Source organism: Shewanella oneidensis MR-1 (assembly GCF_000146165.2).
Classification (GTDB): Bacteria; Pseudomonadota; Gammaproteobacteria; order Enterobacterales; family Shewanellaceae; genus Shewanella; species Shewanella oneidensis.
On record NC_004347.2, the window covers coordinates 917,113 to 932,939 of the forward strand.

A 15,827-nucleotide genomic window follows, 5' to 3' on the forward strand; every position below is an offset into this window, starting at 1 on the left:
GACGATTGATGTCACTGTTATTGCACCACAATTAGCTTTCTGCGGGAGGGCGTAAGATGTTTGAAGTCACGGAAGTTTCTATTGCCGAGCTGCGTGCAGCGCTCGAATCTGGCCGTACGACGGTGGTTGAGTTGGTGAAATCCTATTTGGCTCGAGTGGCGGCTTACGATGGTCCTGCTACTGAGACTAAGCTCAATGCGTTAGTGGTGCACAATCCCGATGCGCTGAAAGAAGCTGAAGCCTCAGATGCGCGCCGCGCTCGAGGTGAAACCTTAAGCCCGCTTGATGGTATTCCTTACACCGCTAAGGACAGCTATTTGGTGAAGGGACTGACGGCGGCGTCTGGCAGCCCAGCCTTTAAAGATTTAGTGGCCCAGTACGATGCCTTTGCCGTTGAGCGCCTACGCGCTGCGGGTGCCATTTGCCTAGGCAAAACCAATATGCCTCCCATGGCTAATGGCGGCATGCAGCGTGGTCACTATGGCCGCGCCGAAAGCCCATACAATGCTGAGTATCTTACTGCACCGTTTGCTTCGGGTTCTTCCAATGGGGCGGGCACGGGCACGGCGGCAAGTTATTCGGCATTCGGTCTTGCTGAAGAAACTTGGTCGAGTGGCCGAGGCCCTGCGTCCAATAATGGTTTATGCGCCTATACACCGTCTCGCGGCGTGATTTCCGTGCGTGGTAACTGGCCGTTAACCCCGACCATGGATGTGGTCGTGCCCTATACTCGCACCATGGCGGATATGCTCGAAGTGCTGGATGTGATTGTGGCCGATGACCCCATTACCCGTGGCGATCTCTGGCGTCTGCAACCTTGGGTCCAAATCCCTAAAGCATCAACTGTTCGCCCAGAATCTTATCTGGCGCTGGCGGCTAGCGCCGATACGCTTAAGGGTAAGCGTTTTGGCGTGCCGCGCATGTACATCAATAAAGATGAATTGGCAGGCACTAGCGAAAATCCGGGTATTGGCGGCCCAACGGGTCAACGGATCCATACCCGCCAATCGGTGATCGATTTGTGGGAAGCCGCGCGTAAAGCCTTAGAAGCCGCTGGCGCCGAAGTGATTGAAGTCGATTTTCCGTTGGTTTCCAATTGTGAAGGCGACCGCCCGGGTGCGCCGACGGTGTTTAACCGCGGCATAGTGACGCCTCAGTTCCTGCATGATGAATTATGGGAACTCTCGGGTTGGGCGTTCGATGAATTCCTGCGTGCTAACAATGACCCTAAACTCAACAAGCTTGAAGATGTGGTGGGGCATTTGATATTCCCTCATGATCTTTGCACCTTGCCAAATCGTGAAGGTGACTTAGCGGCAGGCATGGAAGAGTATGTCAACATGGCTAAGCGTGGCCTTAAATCCTTCGATCAGATCGACAGTATTCCCGATGGTCTGCGTGGCTTAGAGAAGACGCGTAAGCTAGATCTCGAAGACTGGATGGATGGGCTAAAGCTTGATGCCGTGCTGTTCCCGACAGTGGCGGACGTGGGGCCTGCCGATGCCCATGTGAATCCGGCTTCTGCCGATATTGCGTGGAGTAACGGGGTTTGGGTAGCAAACGGAAACCTTGCGATTCGTCACTTAGGCGTACCAACTGTGACTGTACCTATGGGCGTGATGGCCGATATTGGCATGCCAGTGGGTTTGACCTTTGCGGGCCGTGCCTATGACGATAATAACCTGCTTAAATTTGCCGGTGCATTTGAGTCAACAGGTAACAGGCGCATTATTCCGCCACGCACCCCAAAACTGGGTCAATAAGCGCTAAACTGCCAAATATAGACTTAGCTTAGTCTTAGGGATTTATCTTCTTAGAGATTTAGCCCCATATAACGGCAAAGTGTAGAGTCATAAAAACGGGATGGATCTTAAAGTGCCAATCCCGTTTTTTTATGCTAACAAAAGCCTGATACGAGATTTCGCCATTTGCTGCTGTTTGCTACTGTGTGAGAGTAATACAGTCTTATACCAAGCAATTAAGAATCACATTAAATGGCAGCAATCTCATCAATACGCAGCCTTTGATAAAATGTTTTTGCCCCATTGCGAGTTAACATCATCACTTGATGCTTAGTGTGACTGACACCGATTGACGAAATTTTTGTAATGCTCCAGAGTGTCTATGGAGTCGGTGGCGATTCAGGTTCAAAACAGAAACAAAATCATACGTAAATTTTTTTGTAAAGAAGATGGTAATGTCAGAAAAGAAATTAGGTGGCTATAAATTTGGTGTAGAGCATGCTCTAGATATCTATGCGAGTAGTTTTGTTCATATGCCCGCTGAATTTATATATGAAAAAGATGTTTTAGCTCAGTTTCAAGAGGTTATTGAGACTTGTCACATATATATTATTGGTTATGAGCCAAGAGTCGATTTTACTGGTGCAGGACAGGTAGATGACTATATGGTTCTTGATTTTCTGGTCGCTGGAGTAAAAAGGCAGCTTCAATTTGGTCCTATTCCTGAGGGGGTTCGCTTTGTTAACGAAGACGGACTGTATTATATGGAAAATCAGGAAGAAGAACGTTTTTGGTTCCAAGACAATGAACTAGTGAAAATGCTTAACTCTCAACCTGAAGGTATCCACTTTAAAGTAAAATATATTGGTCAAGCTTACGGTAAAAATGGTTCTAGAAATGCTCTAGACCGCCTAACTAAACATGAAACGCTTCAAAAAATATCAATTAAAGGCGTGCCTGAAGGTTATAAATTATCGCTTCTGTTATTGGAAGTCGAACCCGGTAATAGCCTAGTTACTGCATTTACACCAAATGCTAAGCAACCTGCCGATGATAGCCAACGTATAAAGGCTGGTTTGGATAAACTATATGGGACGACAGAGGCAGAGCAAGTGTCTCTATTTGAGGCTGCAATGATCAAGTATTTCTTACCTGAGTACAATAAGGAGTTCAAGGATAGCTTTCCTTCAACAAACCTAAAAATCCTTCAAGATTGTTAGAGGGCATTCAAAATTCTGTGTCAGGCTAATTTTTAAATTTCTAGCACGCTATCTAAACGTCCTTCAAAATAAATCGCTAACTGAGATTGTTCTGGTCTAATCCCATCGGACACTTAATTTTGAGACAGTATGGTCAATAAATTAAGAGGTCTATATGAGTCTGAAAAAATCACATAAGAGTTATCCGCAGGCATTTAAAGATGAAGCCGTCTTGATGGTGCTGGAGCAAGGTTATAGCGTTGCCGATGCGGCAAAGTCTCTTGGAGTTAGCACGAGCCTGCTTTACAACTGGAAGGAAAAACACGAAGCCCTGCAACAAGGCATCACCTTAGAAGAGTCTGAGCGTGATGAGTTGAAGCGATTGCGTAGAGAAAACAAAGAATTACGCATGGAAAAAGAAATTCTAAAAAAGGCAAGCGCCTTCTTTGCGAGAGAAATGAAGTAAGATTTCGTTTCATCAAACTGCAATCTCACCTGTTTCCCATAACACTGTTATGTCGAGTAATGAGTGTCAGTAAGTCAGGCTATTACGATTGGCATAAACGCCCTGCAAACGTGATAAGCGTTGAAACACTGAAGCTTTATCGCCTTGTTCGACAGCTATTTAAGCAAAGTCGAGGCAGCTTAGGGAATCGTGAAATGGTGAAGAAATTGCGCAAGGAAGGCTACCAGGTTGGTCGCTATCTCGTTCGTAAAATTATGCACCGCCTTCGACTCAAAGCAACCCAGCGATGTGCTTACAAGGTGACGACACAGCGAAAACACTCAGATGCAGTGGCTGATAACCTGTTAAACATGAACTTTAATCCAGTATCGGCTAATCAGGTCTGGGCGGGTGACGTGACCTATTTAAAGACGGGTGAAGGCTGGATGTACTTAGCTGTGGTGATGGATTTATATTCACGCCGGATTGTGGGATGGCGCATAGACAAACGCATGACCACAGATTTGATATCCAAGGCATTAATAAAAGCCTACAACCTGCGACAACCAGCGCGAGGGCTGGTATTTCACAGTGACCGAGGCTCGCAATATACCAGTAAACAATTCGGTAGGCTGCTATCGAGCTATGGTATCCGAGCCAGCATGGGTGATGTGGGTGCGTGTTGGGATAATGCCGTTGTTGAGCGATTCTTTGGTAGCTTGAAACACGATTGGATTTTTAAAGTTGCTCAACCAACAAGGGAGTTTATGAAGCAAGATGTGACGGCTTACATCAAATATTACAACTTGGAGCGACTTCATTCTGCTAATAACGATCTGTCACCTGTAGAGTTTGAGAATTCTCAAGTAAAAGTGTCCAGTTTGGGTTGACCAGTACAGATAAACAAAGGCTCCAATTGTGGATTGGCATAGTCCATTTATCTGAGGCGTTTAATATGCCTGCGTAAAGTAGCTTCAACAAGCTATTTTCATTAGGAAATGCACCTTTGGTTTTGGTGAGCTTTCTAAATTGGCGATGCACAGCCTCAACCGCATTGGTCGTGTAAATCACTTTCCTGATATGTTCTGGGTACTTAAAATAATGGGACAAATTATGCCATTTGCGACGCCAAGAGTTGATTACCAACGGATAAGCATCACCCCATTTGGCCTCCAGTTCGTCCAATGCCATCTCTGCGGCTTCTTTACTCACGGCTCGATACACAGGCTTTAAATCAGCCATAAACGCTTTCTGATTTTTTGAGGCGACATACTTCATTGAGTTGCGGATCTGGTGGATAACGCATAGCTGTGTTTCCGTATGAGGGAAGATACTGGCTATGGCCTCAGGGAAACCGGTCAAGCCGTCAACACAGGCGATAAGAATATCTTTTACACCACGATTATTAAGATCGGCCAGTACGGATAGCCAGTAATTAGCGCCTTCATTTTCGGATAAGTGAAGCCCTAAAATTTCCTTTTTTCCTTTCATATTAAGCGCTAACAATGTGTAAACGGCTTTACTGACGTAACGCCCATCCTCTTTGACTTTATAATGTATCGCATCAAGCCAAACGATAGGATAATGGCTATCTAATGGGCGCTGTTGCCACGCTTTAAGTTCGGGGATGAGTTTGTCGGTGATGGCGCTTACTGTTGCGTTAGACACATTGAGCCCATACATATCTTCAACATGTTGATTAATATCGCGATAGCTCATACCTATACTGAACATCGATAACACTTTACGTTCGATTTCATCGGTTAGTGTAGTTTGATTTTTCTTAATCAACTGAGGCTCAAAGGTGCCATTGCGGTCTCTAGGCGCGTCTAACTCAAAGTTACCGGACGGATGCTTAATGGTCTTAGGGGTTTTGCCATTTTTACGATTAGGCTGAGGATCATGCGCTAAATGCTGCTCAAGCTCAGCCTGGAGAGCCGCTTCAGTGAGTTGCTTGATCAGTGGGCCAAGAATGCTGTCTTTACCTGTGAGGCTTTTACCTGATTGCAGATCTTTAAGGGCTTGTTCGAAGTTAAAAGGTTGGGTCATGTGTCATTCCTGTTTTTGAATATTTTACTGAAATGACACAGAATTATGAACACTACCGATTGTTATGAGAAAGATATTTCAGCTGTGTTTGCCCAGATATGCATTGATGAATTACCTTACAAGCTTTTTTCCGAGGCGGTTGAGCCCAAAATACATCACATATCCAAGTATGATTTGCACAATGATTCCGAACGGAAAGTATTTTTTGGTGTGTAAATTTGCCATATAAGCAATCAAGTAGACCCGTTACTCTCGACGGTTTTGGTATGAAGTTCGATGTGCTCGGGTGGTTCAGTCTCGGACACCTTATTGCAGGCGTTAGACGAAGTTTAATCAATGAGAATATGATGACTCTGGCTCATTTATGTCCCAAAGCGTGCTTCGTATTTCTTTAAAACTTACAGATTACGCTAATGCTAAAAAGGCTAGCCATGGTGATTAGCGAGACGACCGTCCGCCTCATGGACGGGGCGGTCGAGCATCCACGGATGGACTTGCTGCGTGTCGGTGAGTGAACACCATGGCAAGCCTGCGTTAGTGGATATCAGCCAACGAATCTAATCAGGTTGCCATAAGTTTGATAATGCTATGACTCACCTTTAGTGCATTAAATCTAACGCGCTTTTGTCCCATCTTTAGATGACTAAACGGTTGTATGGATGTGAATTGCCATTGAAGCACCAGTGACCGTTGGCGATATGGCAGCTCATTCACATCCATGTGATCGCTGCATTAGTACGTCCTGTACAGCAGATGTCGCCGTCGAGCCTCTGGGCTTTTTGTCAAAGAATGGGATGGCGTGTCACTGGGGAGACAATGGCAATTTCCTTTGTCCTAGTGATAAACAGTTCACACACTTTTTCACAAACGCCTTATTTCGAGAAGTATTGTTTAAGCAAGTCATAATGCCACTTACTCAATCACCAACCATTCTACTTTTTCGAAAAATCTAAGCGTGATTTCGCGTTATTCTTTTGCAAATTTCCTTGTTATTCTGCCACCATCAGCATTGCCACAGTTTCACGCTGTCATTTGGGGAACCAAGAGATTGCGAGTGCACAGGCTAATGCCTTATGAGTTAGGAGCATAAAATGAAAGTCTTAGGCCAGTTTTCTGCTAAACCCGCGATGGATGGTGATGGGGTGAATATTCGCCGCGTGGCTGACTTTATCAGCACTCAGTTTGATCCATTCTTGATGATGGATGAGATCAAATCCGATGATAAACAGGATGTTATTGGTGGCTTTCCACCGCATCCACACCGTGGGATGGAGACCTTTACCTATATCCGTAAGGGCGGGTTTGAGCATCGTGATCAAATGGGTAACGTCAAAGCGATTCGTACAGGCGATGTGCAGTGGATGAGCACGGGTTACGGCGTGGTGCATTCTGAAATGCCGCTGGCCGATGCACTCAATGGTCTGCATGGCTTCCAAATTTGGGTCAATATGCCCGCGAAAGATAAACTGCGCCCCGCGACGTATCAGGATACGGCTTCAATCCCAAGCGTTGAAACCACGAACGACACAGGCGCAACCCTTAAAGCCTTGGCGGGGGATTGGGCTTTTGCGGGTAAGAGTACGATCAGTGCCACCATCCAAGGATTAGCGGGCGAAGCGGCGATTGCCGACTTGATGATTAACGCCAATGGTGAAGCGCAGCTCGATTTATCCAAGCATGAGTTTGCCGCCCTCTATATTTACCAAGGTGGCTTGAGTAAGGGCGAAGGCTCACAGTGGTCATTCAATGAAGGCCAGTTTTTAGTGCTCGATAGCCAAACGCCATTGCAGCTTAAGGCCGATGATCGCGGTGCGGGCATGTTACTGTTTGTGGGTAAACCGATTCGTGAAAAAATTGTGCAGATGGGCCCCTTTGTGATGAACACCCAAGCGGAAATTCAGCAGGCGATTCGCGATTATCAAGAAGGGCGTTTTGGCCAAATCGCTTAATCTGTTAAGTTTGCCGTGCTGATCAAAACCAAAGCCCTGTATCCTTGCAGGGCTTTTTTATTGCTGTTTACGCAGGCGATTTCGATTGTTTAAGGGCATGAGTTTAAGGACTTGAGGTAAAAGTTGCCCGTTGTTGCTACAATAGCCGTACTTTTGGGTTGAGCGAGCGCAGAATTGAATTCTTGCCTTACGTAACCCCGAATCTTGATAAACCCTTTTAATCGATAAGTAACGCAATTTTAGTAACCTAGCAGCCGCTTCGTTACCCACCACAGGATATTCGCCTTGAGCAATTCAGATTCTAAGCCCTCCATGGCTTTCTCGACCCTTAAGCTAAAAACCGAACTGCTTGAGAACCTTTCTTCTATGGGCTACAACGAGATGACGCCCATTCAGGCGCAAAGCTTGCCAGCCATTTTAGCGGGCGAGGATGTGATAGGTCAGGGTAAAACGGGGTCAGGTAAAACGGCGGCCTTTGGTCTAGGTTTACTAAATAAATTAGACGTTAAGCGTTTTCGCATTCAAACCTTAGTACTGTGTCCAACCCGCGAGCTGGCCGACCAAGTGGCGCAGGAGATCCGTACTCTGGCCCGCGGTATACACAATGTGAAAGTATTAACCCTGTGTGGTGGTGTGCCCATGGGGCCGCAAATTGGCTCTTTGGAGCATGGTGCCCATATTATTGTGGGAACCCCAGGGCGGATCGTCGATCACTTAGACCGCAATCGTTTAGATTTAAGTAATCTGAATATGTTAGTGCTTGATGAAGCTGACCGCATGCTCGAAATGGGCTTCCAACCTCAGCTCGATGCCATTATTGAACAGTCACCACGAGAGCGCCAAACGCTGCTGTTTAGTGCGACATTCCCTGAGCAAATTCAATCGATTGCTAAACAAATCATGTATAACCCTGTGATGGTTAAGGCCGCGGTTACCCATGAAAAAAATACCATCGAACAGCATTTTTATCAGTTAGATGACGATAAGTCGCGCATGCAAGCGCTGCAATTATTACTGTTAGAACATAAGCCAGAAAGCGCCGTGGTGTTTTGTAATACCAAGCGTGAAACGCAAAAAGTGGCCGACGAACTTGAGGGTTTAGGCTTTAGTGTTTTAGCCTTGCACGGCGATTTAGAGCAGCGCGATAGGGACGAAACCCTGTTGCAATTTGCCAATAAGAGTGCCTGTGTATTAGTGGCTACCGACGTGGCCGCCCGTGGTTTAGATATCGATGCACTAGATGCGGTATTTAACTACCATGTGGCCTACGATACCGAAGTTCACATTCACCGTATCGGCCGTACAGGTCGTGCGGGCAGTAAAGGCGCTGCTTATACCTTTTACAACGATCAAGACGGTTACAAGATTGCCTTGCTAGAAGAGTACTTAGATCGAGAAATTACCAGTGAATCACTGCCATCATTAAGCTTGCTTGGCAGTGCGCCCAATGCGCCAACCATGATCACTCTGCAAATCGATGGCGGTAAAAAAGAGAAACTTCGCCCTGGCGATATTCTTGGCGCCCTGACGGGTGATAATGGCATTGAAGGTACGCAGGTGGGCAAAATTCTTGTGACTGATTATCGCGCTTATGTGGCGGTAAACCGTAAAGTGGCTAAAAAGGCACTGAGCAAGATCACCAGCGGCCGCATTAAGGGTAAGTCTTACCGCGCATGGTTGATGAAATAATCTATTTATTGCGAGTGAATTGACTCGAATGATAAATGCCACTGACCTAGCGTAAGTGGCATTTTTTATGACGTTACATACCTAAGGGCTGTGATTAATTGCAATCCATAGTGAAAATCACTTTATGGCAGTGGCGGCACTGAAACTTGTAAATGGCTAGATCGCCACCCTTTTGATAACCACTCAAGATTTTTTGCCAGAAGTCACGGTCGAGCATGTATTCGGATAAAAATTCTTCCAATGATTCCCCTTGTAAGGCTTGTAATTCAGCAAGTTCGGCATCGCCATGAAATTCGCAGGCATCGTTACAATGGGACTGCCAGACTTCCTGTTGCCATGAGATATAGCCTGGCGTTCTTTCGGCTACTTCTTTAACAATTGCGATATCAAGCCCGGCTTCAAGCAGGGGATAATCGTCGACAAAATGGCCATTAAATTTATCTGCAGCGCTGCCATCGGCAACGCACCATGGGCAGATAGCATCAATATTTTCAACGCAATACATCCCAGCTATACAGATAAATCCTCGGGCTTTACCGCAGCATTGACAGCTTGCATCACTTGCAACGACTGCGCCTGTCGCGAGCGGGTTGGGATGATAGGTAAACAGAGGGAAATCCATATCGACTCCTGTTATAAATTTAAACGTTGTTAATGACTTAATCGCTGTGGCGTATGAGCTAAAGACATCTTTTCGCCATGGGGTGATTGGGGCTTAGCTGCAATAAATCCCAACGGTTGCCATAGAGATCTTCAAATACGGCGACCGTGCCGTAATCTTGCACTTGTGGCTCGCGAATAAAGTGAATGTCTATTGACCGCATATACTCATAATCGCGCCAAAAATCATCGGTATTTAAGAATAAAAACACCCGCCCTCCGGCTTGATTGCCGATAAATGATTCCTGCTCAGGTTTAGAGGCTTTGGCTAGTAGTAAGGCCGTACCATGGGAGTTAGGCGGTGCAACCACAACCCAACGTTTATCTTGTTCGGGTTGATAGGAGTCTTCAATCAACTCAAATTTGAGCTTATTAACGTAAAAATCAATCGCTTCATCGTAGTCTCTAACCACGAGCGCGATATGGACAATAGTCTGTTTCATCTCGGTATCTCGGTTTTGATCTCGATTACAACAGCTATTGTAATCGCTATCGTAACGGTTAGCGTATCGCTGCGATAGCATAACCAATGTATGGCTAAAGTGAGTGGATTGAAGTCACTCACTTACTTAAGATGCTTATTTTAAAAGCTAAGGACAGGGCAATCTAAATTGATCTGAGAGAGCATTTAGACGGCTAAGTAACTCGGGGGAGAGGCTGACCTTTAAGCTGTCGATATTTTCTTTCAGTTGGTATAAATCTGTTGCACCAATAATGTTTGAGCCAACAAATTTACGTGAGTTAACAAAAGCGAGCGCCATTTGTGCGGGCGAGAGATTAAACTCGCGGGCCAAATCTACATAAGCTGCCGTGGCATCGAGTGCCATTTGCGAACCAGTATAACGGGCGAAGCGTTTAAACAGGGTTAAGCGCGCGCCTTCAGGCCATTGGTTGTTGCAATATTTGCCGCTCAGGGCGCCAAAGGCTAAGGGCGAGTAGGCCAGCAGTGGTAACTCTTCGCGGTGACTGATTTCACTCATGCCCACCTCAAAGCTGCGGTTGAGCAGGTTATAGGGATTTTGTACTGTGACAATGCGTGGTAAGCCGTGTTTTTCAGCCAGTTGCAGATATTTCATCAGCCCCCAAGGCGTTTCGTTCGATACGCCGATATAGCGCACTTTTCCTTGGCGAATGACTTCAGCAAGGGCTTCGAGGGTTTCAAGGATCGGTGTTTGCTGCTCAACCTCTTGCTCGTCGTAAAATAATTCCCCGAAGAAGTTGGTATTGCGATCTGGCCAATGCACTTGATAGAGATCGATAGTATCGATTTGCAGGCGCTCGAGCGAGGTATCGACCGCTTGGTGAATGTTGTTCCAGTCCAGTGCCATGTTTTTGCGAATATAATCACTCTTGCCGCCTGGAGCGGCGATCTTAGTGGCGATAACTAAGTCATCACGGTTGCCACGGGCCTTGATATATTGGCCTAAAATGCGCTCGGTTTCGCCTTGGGTTTCCGGCTTTGGCGGCACAGGGTACATTTCCGCAGTATCAATAAAGTTGATGCCACTGCCTATGGCATAGTCTAGCTGTGCAAAGGCTTCGGCTTGGGTATTTTGTTCGCCCCAAGTCATAGTCCCTAAACAGATTTTGCTCACCTCGAGATTAGAATGCGGTATGCGTCTGTATTCCATCTATTTCTCCTACGGAAACTATCTTAGTTCGAGGCTATCAAGCTTTTGCTGTAAAGCAAAGGTTAATGCGGCGCTAAGTATGTTACTGGGTTAAAAATAACCAATGCCTTGCATAGGTTTTACTTGGTTTATTGCCACATATTGTGCATGGAATCGCCGCAGACATTGGTTTTTACACCTTTGCGTCGATTCGAGGCCGAAGAGGGGGATTTTTGTCTATTTTTATATAGTTAAGTTAACTCTAAATCAGTTATGACGTAATTATGAGTTATTTGTTATAAAACTACATTTAGAGTTCTTGCCCTGACTTCATGTAGATTCGTGTCACAAAATAGTGCTTTTTTATGTATATTACTTACGGAATTACAGCGGAATGTGACGCCACTATCGGATTATCTGTTAACAAACATCTACCCTAAATTTATCTAAAAATTTTCATGGTTGATATTTGTGATGGCAGATTTTTCAAACCAAGTTATAACGATCAAAAAAGGCCTCGATTTGCCGATTTCGGGCGAGCCAAGGCAGATCATCGAACCCGGTAATAGGCCATCGCAAGTGGCCTTGTTGGGTGAAGAGTATGTTGGCTTAAAACCGACTATGCTGGTCGAAGTCGGCGATAAGGTCAAAAAAGGCCAACCTTTGTTTGAAGATAAAAAAACAAAGGGGGTATTTTTTACCGCTCCAGCCAGTGGCGAGATTGTGGCGATTAACCGTGGTGAGCGCCGAGTATTACAATCCGTGGTGATCCGCTGCAATGGCTTAGACGCCGATGAGCAGATCCGTTTCGATATTCACGCTGATTTGCAGTCACTTTCTGCACAAGTAGTACAGGCACAATTAGTTAATAGTGGCCTGTGGACTGCGCTGCGTACCCGTCCTTTCTCCCGTGTCCCCGCGTTAGATAGTAAACCCGCAGGTATTTTTGTCACGGCAATGGATACCAATCCGTTAGCCGCCGATCCTCGGTTGATTATTGCTGAGCAGAGCGATGCCTTTAAGGCGGGTTTAGCGGTGCTAAGTCATTTAACTGATGGCAAAGTTTACCTCTGCCAAGACAAAGGCGAAGCCTTAGTCGGTGCTGATTTACCTAAAGTTGAAGTGCGCCGTTTTACAGGGGTACATCCCGCAGGCTTAGCCGGTACGCATATCCACTTTACCTTGCCCGTAAGCATCGAGCGTCAGGTGTGGCATATCGGCTATCAAGACGTTATCGCTTACGGCAAGCTGTTCCAAACTGGTGAGCTTTATACCGACCGCGTGGTGGCTTTAGGTGGTCCAAGTGTGCTTAACCCGCGTTTACTGCGTACTCAGTTAGGTGCAGAGCTCAGTGCTTTAGTAGCCGATGAAGTGAAATCTGGCAATAACCGCGTGGTGTCAGGCTCGGTATTATCGGGCCATACCGCCCAAGGCGTGCATGACTTTTTAGGTCGTTTTCATAATCAAATATCAGTGCTCGCCGAGGATGCACAACACCAAGTGCTGCCTTGGGTGCGCGGTGGCTCGGATAAGTTTTCTATCACTCGTGCAGTGACTTCCCGTTTATTTGGTCTTACTAAGTCTTTTGAATTTACCACGCATCAGGGCGGCTCTCAGCGCGCCATGATGGCCTTTGGTCAGCTCGATCGCGTAATGCCGCTGGATATTTTACCCACGCTGCTCGTTCGTGACTTAGTGGTGCGAGATACCGATGAGGCACAGGCCTTAGGCGCATTGGAGTTAGATGAAGAAGATTTAGCCCTATGTACCTTTGTGTGCCCTGGCAAGTATGACTTTGGTAAAGAGTTACGTGCCTGTCTAGATGTTATCGAGAGGGAAGGTTAATGACGACACAACCTAAAAAACCTGATTTACAGGACGCTACTGGTTCGCAAGAAGAGTATTACGCCACAGGCAAATCGATGAAGGGCTTTGTGCGCTCATTGGTGATCGGAAGTGGTCGTAGCACGAAGGGACAAGTACACGTACGTGATGCCATTGATGTTAAACGTACCATGACCTTAGTCGGCCTATGTTTATTGCCAGCCATTTTATTTGGCTTATATAACGTGGGTTTACAGGCGCAACTCGCACTCGCAAGCGGCTTAAGCACTCCAGATACGTGGAAGCTTGCGCTGTTTAACGCCTTAAGCGGTGGCTTAACGGCAGAGACCAGTGTGATTGGCTTGTTCCTCTATGGCTTAAGTTTTTATCTGCCGATTTACTTAACGGCATTGCTGACCGGCCTTTTCTGGGAAGTGGTGTTTGCTAAGGTTCGTCACCAAGAATTGCACGAAGGCTTTTTCGTTACCGCCCTGCTATTTACGCTGATTTTACCTGTTTCGATTCCGCTCTGGTTGGTAGTAATGGGGATTAGCTTTGGGGTAGTGATTGCCAAAGAGCTGTTTGGTGGCATGGGATATAACTTCCTTAACCCCGCCTTAGCTGGCTTGGCGTTTATCTATTTTGCCTATCCGTCAGAAGTCACAACCGTTAAGCAGTTAGTCGCAGTAGATGGTTTTTCTGGCGCGACTGCATTAGCGCAAGCCGCAGCCGGACAATTACAATTTGCCGATTACGCTTGGTACAGCGCCTTTAGCGATCCCAACTGGTGGAATAACTTCTTTGGCTTTACCGTGGGGGCGATTGGTGAAACCAGCACGCTAGCGGTATTGCTCGGTGGTTTGTTACTGCTGATCACCCGTTTAGCTGATTGGCGTATCGTCGTGGGCGTGATGTTAGGCATGATTGCCACCGCTACCCTGTTTAATCTGATTGGCTCAAGTACCAACCAAATGATGTCAATGCCGTGGACATGGCATTTAGTCACCGGTGGTTTTGCTATCGCGATGATGTTTATGGCGACCGATCCAGTGACCACCTCTTATACCCGCCCAGGCAAGTTTGTCTACGGCGCGTTGATTGGTTTTATGACAGTCCTTATCCGTGTTGCTAACCCTAAAATGCCTGAAGGCGTGATGTTAGCGATTCTGTTCGCCAACCTGTGGGCACCGCTGTTCGATTATCTGGTGGCCCGTGCCAACATCAAACGGAGATTAAAACGTCATGGTATTTAAGAAAGATACTGTGGTGGGGACCATGATCTTCACCATTACGCTCTGCCTTTTGTGCTCCTTTATGATCACCGGCACCGCAGGCGTATTAAAAGAACGCAAACTTGCGAAAAAACGCGATGAGTTACAACGTTATGTGTTGATGGCGGCCGATGTCAATTTAGGCCAAGGTAATGAGTTTAGAGATATTTTTGCTAAATCTGTTAAACCATTACTGATTAATCTCGACACAGGTAAAGTGGACTCGGATGCCAATGTGCTTGACTTTGACGAGCGCATGGCAGCGATTAACCCAGAAACCTCCAGCACCCCTAAAAAGGATATCGCTAAGATTAAAACCCGTGCTAACGATGCCCGTGTGTTTAAGGTGTTTGATGATAGCGGCAAATTATCTAGCGTAGTCGTGCCATTCTACGGCAAAGGTCTGTGGTCGATGATCTACGGTTACGTGGCCGTTGAACCTGACTTTAACACCATCAAAGGTGTCGTGGTTTACGAGCACGGTGAAACCCCAGGTATCGGTGACTTTGTGACTGATCCACATTGGTTATCCCTGTGGAAAGGCAAGCAACTCTTTGACGATAAAGGCAAGTTTGCAATGCGCCTCGTTAAAGGTGGCGTCAAAGAAGGAGATATCCATGGTGTAGATGCGGTCAGTGGTGCAACCATGACTGGCCGTGGCGTACAGCGCGCAATGGAATTTTGGTTTGGCGTCGAGGGTTTCCAAACCTTCTTCAACCAGTTAAAAGCATCGGCTGATCAAGGTGAGTTGGGAGGTGCAAAATGAGCAACAGTTTATCCATGCGGGACATGCTAGCAGGCCCTGTGTTTGCTAATAACCCCGTAGCGATGCAAGTACTGGGCGTATGCTCGGCGCTGGCGGTGAGTAACTCCATGCAGACCGCGGTGGTGATGACACTCGCGGTGACCTTCGTACTGGTGTTCTCCAACCTGATTATCTCTGCTATTCGCAACTTTATCCCTAATAGTGTGCGGATTATTGCCCAGATGACAGTAATTGCCTCCTTGGTCATTATTGTTGACATGGTATTGCAGGATGTGGCTTATGAGTTATCTAAGCAACTGTCTGTATTTGTTGGGTTAATTATCACTAACTGTATCATCATGGGCCGTGCAGAAGCCTTTGCGATGAAGTATCCACCGCACTTAGCTGTGGTCGATGCCGTGGGTAACGCAGCGGGTTACGGTTTAGTGCTGATCAGTGTGGCCTTTGTGCGTGAGTTGTTAGGCACGGGTAATCTGTTCGGCCATAGTGTGTTGACTACGGTTGAAAACGGCGGCTGGTACTTACCTAACGAGATGTTTAAGTTGCCACCAAGCGCCTTCTTCCTGATTGGCCTGCTGATCTGGAGCATTAACGTGATCCAGCGTAAACGCGGTTAAGGAGCG

The 15,827-nt window shown here is 46.6% G+C and carries 13 protein-coding genes; 9 read left to right on the forward strand and 4 right to left on the reverse strand.

Annotation, left to right across the window (positions count from 1 at the left end):
- Nucleotides 1-56 precede the first annotated feature (56 nt).
- The 3 genes from SO_RS04175 (at nt 57) to SO_RS04185 (ending at nt 4,276) form a co-directional block, all read left to right on the forward strand.
- Nucleotides 57-1,763, forward strand: a complete 1,707-nt coding sequence (locus SO_RS04175) for an amidase (protein WP_011071177.1) — start codon at nt 57-59, stop codon at nt 1,761-1,763.
- A gap of 434 nt (nt 1,764-2,197) precedes the next feature.
- On the forward strand, nt 2,198-2,962 hold the full coding sequence (locus SO_RS04180; protein ID WP_164925624.1) for a hypothetical protein: 765 nt from the start codon (nt 2,198-2,200) through the stop codon (nt 2,960-2,962).
- A 154-nt stretch (nt 2,963-3,116) separates the two neighbouring features.
- Nucleotides 3,117-4,276, forward strand: a protein-coding gene (locus SO_RS04185) for an IS3-like element ISSod1 family transposase (protein WP_141135407.1) whose coding sequence is annotated in 2 segments (ribosomal slippage) — nt 3,117-3,366 and nt 3,366-4,276 — 1,161 coding nt in all. Because the reading frame shifts where the segments join, the coding sequence is not laid out codon by codon here.
- On the opposite strand, the gene SO_RS04190 is transcribed toward SO_RS04185, so the two are convergent.
- Nucleotides 4,212-5,435, reverse strand: a complete 1,224-nt coding sequence (locus SO_RS04190) for an IS256-like element ISSod4 family transposase (protein WP_164925625.1) — start codon at nt 5,433-5,435, stop codon at nt 4,212-4,214. The two genes, SO_RS04185 and SO_RS04190, sit on opposite strands and share 65 nt — an antisense overlap.
- A gap of 1,091 nt (nt 5,436-6,526) precedes the next feature.
- Between SO_RS04190 and SO_RS04195 the strand changes: the two genes are divergently transcribed.
- Together SO_RS04195 and dbpA are read left to right on the forward strand one after the other, a co-directional pair.
- Complete coding sequence (locus SO_RS04195; RefSeq protein WP_011071178.1) at nt 6,527-7,384, forward strand: pirin family protein; 858 nt, start codon at nt 6,527-6,529, stop codon at nt 7,382-7,384.
- Nucleotides 7,385-7,696: 312 nt separating this feature from the next.
- Entirely contained in the window at nt 7,697-9,073 is a 1,377-nt protein-coding gene (gene dbpA, locus SO_RS04200) for an ATP-dependent RNA helicase DbpA (protein WP_011071179.1), read from the forward strand.
- 94 nt (nt 9,074-9,167) lie between these two features.
- On the opposite strand, the gene SO_RS04205 is transcribed toward dbpA, so the two are convergent.
- The 3 genes from SO_RS04205 to SO_RS04215 all read right to left on the reverse strand — a co-directional run bounded on the left by SO_RS04205 (nt 9,168) and on the right by SO_RS04215 (nt 11,364).
- The gene (locus SO_RS04205) at nt 9,168-9,695 is read right to left on the reverse strand and encodes a CbrC family protein (RefSeq protein WP_011071180.1); all 528 of its coding nucleotides are present in this window, start codon (nt 9,693-9,695) and stop codon (nt 9,168-9,170) included.
- A 58-nt stretch (nt 9,696-9,753) separates the two neighbouring features.
- Nucleotides 9,754-10,176 carry a VOC family protein gene (locus SO_RS04210; RefSeq protein WP_011071181.1) on the reverse strand — a complete coding sequence of 141 codons (423 nt, stop codon included), beginning with the start codon at nt 10,174-10,176 and terminating at the stop codon, nt 9,754-9,756.
- 147 nt (nt 10,177-10,323) lie between these two features.
- A complete protein-coding gene (locus tag SO_RS04215) occupies nt 10,324-11,364 on the reverse strand; it encodes an NADP(H)-dependent aldo-keto reductase (RefSeq protein WP_011071182.1) in 1,041 nt (346 codons plus the stop codon).
- Nucleotides 11,365-11,817: 453 nt separating this feature from the next.
- Here SO_RS04215 and SO_RS04220 point away from each other — a divergent pair, with 453 nt between their 5' ends.
- The 4 genes from SO_RS04220 to SO_RS04235 are packed head-to-tail and all read left to right on the forward strand — an operon-like array spanning nt 11,818 to nt 15,821.
- Nucleotides 11,818-13,188 (forward strand): Na(+)-translocating NADH-quinone reductase subunit A, encoded by a 1,371-nt coding sequence (locus tag SO_RS04220; protein WP_011071183.1) that lies wholly within the window; start codon nt 11,818-11,820, stop codon nt 13,186-13,188.
- On the forward strand, nt 13,188-14,420 hold the full coding sequence (locus SO_RS04225; protein WP_011071184.1) for an NADH:ubiquinone reductase (Na(+)-transporting) subunit B: 1,233 nt from the start codon (nt 13,188-13,190) through the stop codon (nt 14,418-14,420). The genes SO_RS04220 and SO_RS04225 overlap by 1 nt, the downstream gene beginning before the upstream one ends.
- Nucleotides 14,410-15,204: a Na(+)-translocating NADH-quinone reductase subunit C gene (locus SO_RS04230; protein WP_011071185.1), complete on the forward strand. Its 795-nt coding sequence runs from the start codon at nt 14,410-14,412 to the stop codon at nt 15,202-15,204. The genes SO_RS04225 and SO_RS04230 overlap by 11 nt, the downstream gene beginning before the upstream one ends.
- Nucleotides 15,201-15,821 carry an NADH:ubiquinone reductase (Na(+)-transporting) subunit D gene (locus tag SO_RS04235; protein WP_011071186.1) on the forward strand — a complete coding sequence of 207 codons (621 nt, stop codon included), beginning with the start codon at nt 15,201-15,203 and terminating at the stop codon, nt 15,819-15,821. The genes SO_RS04230 and SO_RS04235 overlap by 4 nt, the downstream gene beginning before the upstream one ends.
- The last annotated feature ends 6 nt before the right edge of the window (nt 15,822-15,827 follow it).

Excerpts from the sequence above, each read along its gene's own strand:
- SO_RS04175 (WP_011071177.1), top strand. The coding sequence starts at position 57 with ATGTTTGAAGTCACGGAAGTTTCTATTGCCGAGCTGCGTGCAGCGCTC.
- SO_RS04180 (WP_164925624.1), top strand. The coding sequence starts at position 2,198 with ATGTCAGAAAAGAAATTAGGTGGCTATAAATTTGGTGTAGAGCATGCT.
- SO_RS04190 (WP_164925625.1), bottom strand. The coding sequence starts at position 5,435 with ATGACCCAACCTTTTAACTTCGAACAAGCCCTTAAAGATCTGCAATCA.
- SO_RS04195 (WP_011071178.1), top strand. The coding sequence starts at position 6,527 with ATGAAAGTCTTAGGCCAGTTTTCTGCTAAACCCGCGATGGATGGTGAT.
- dbpA (WP_011071179.1), top strand. The coding sequence starts at position 7,697 with ATGGCTTTCTCGACCCTTAAGCTAAAAACCGAACTGCTTGAGAACCTT.
- SO_RS04205 (WP_011071180.1), bottom strand. The coding sequence starts at position 9,695 with ATGGATTTCCCTCTGTTTACCTATCATCCCAACCCGCTCGCGACAGGC.
- SO_RS04210 (WP_011071181.1), bottom strand. The coding sequence starts at position 10,176 with ATGAAACAGACTATTGTCCATATCGCGCTCGTGGTTAGAGACTACGAT.
- SO_RS04215 (WP_011071182.1), bottom strand. The coding sequence starts at position 11,364 with ATGGAATACAGACGCATACCGCATTCTAATCTCGAGGTGAGCAAAATC.
- SO_RS04220 (WP_011071183.1), top strand. The coding sequence starts at position 11,818 with ATGGCAGATTTTTCAAACCAAGTTATAACGATCAAAAAAGGCCTCGAT.
- SO_RS04225 (WP_011071184.1), top strand. The coding sequence starts at position 13,188 with ATGACGACACAACCTAAAAAACCTGATTTACAGGACGCTACTGGTTCG.
- SO_RS04230 (WP_011071185.1), top strand. The coding sequence starts at position 14,410 with ATGGTATTTAAGAAAGATACTGTGGTGGGGACCATGATCTTCACCATT.
- SO_RS04235 (WP_011071186.1), top strand. The coding sequence starts at position 15,201 with ATGAGCAACAGTTTATCCATGCGGGACATGCTAGCAGGCCCTGTGTTT.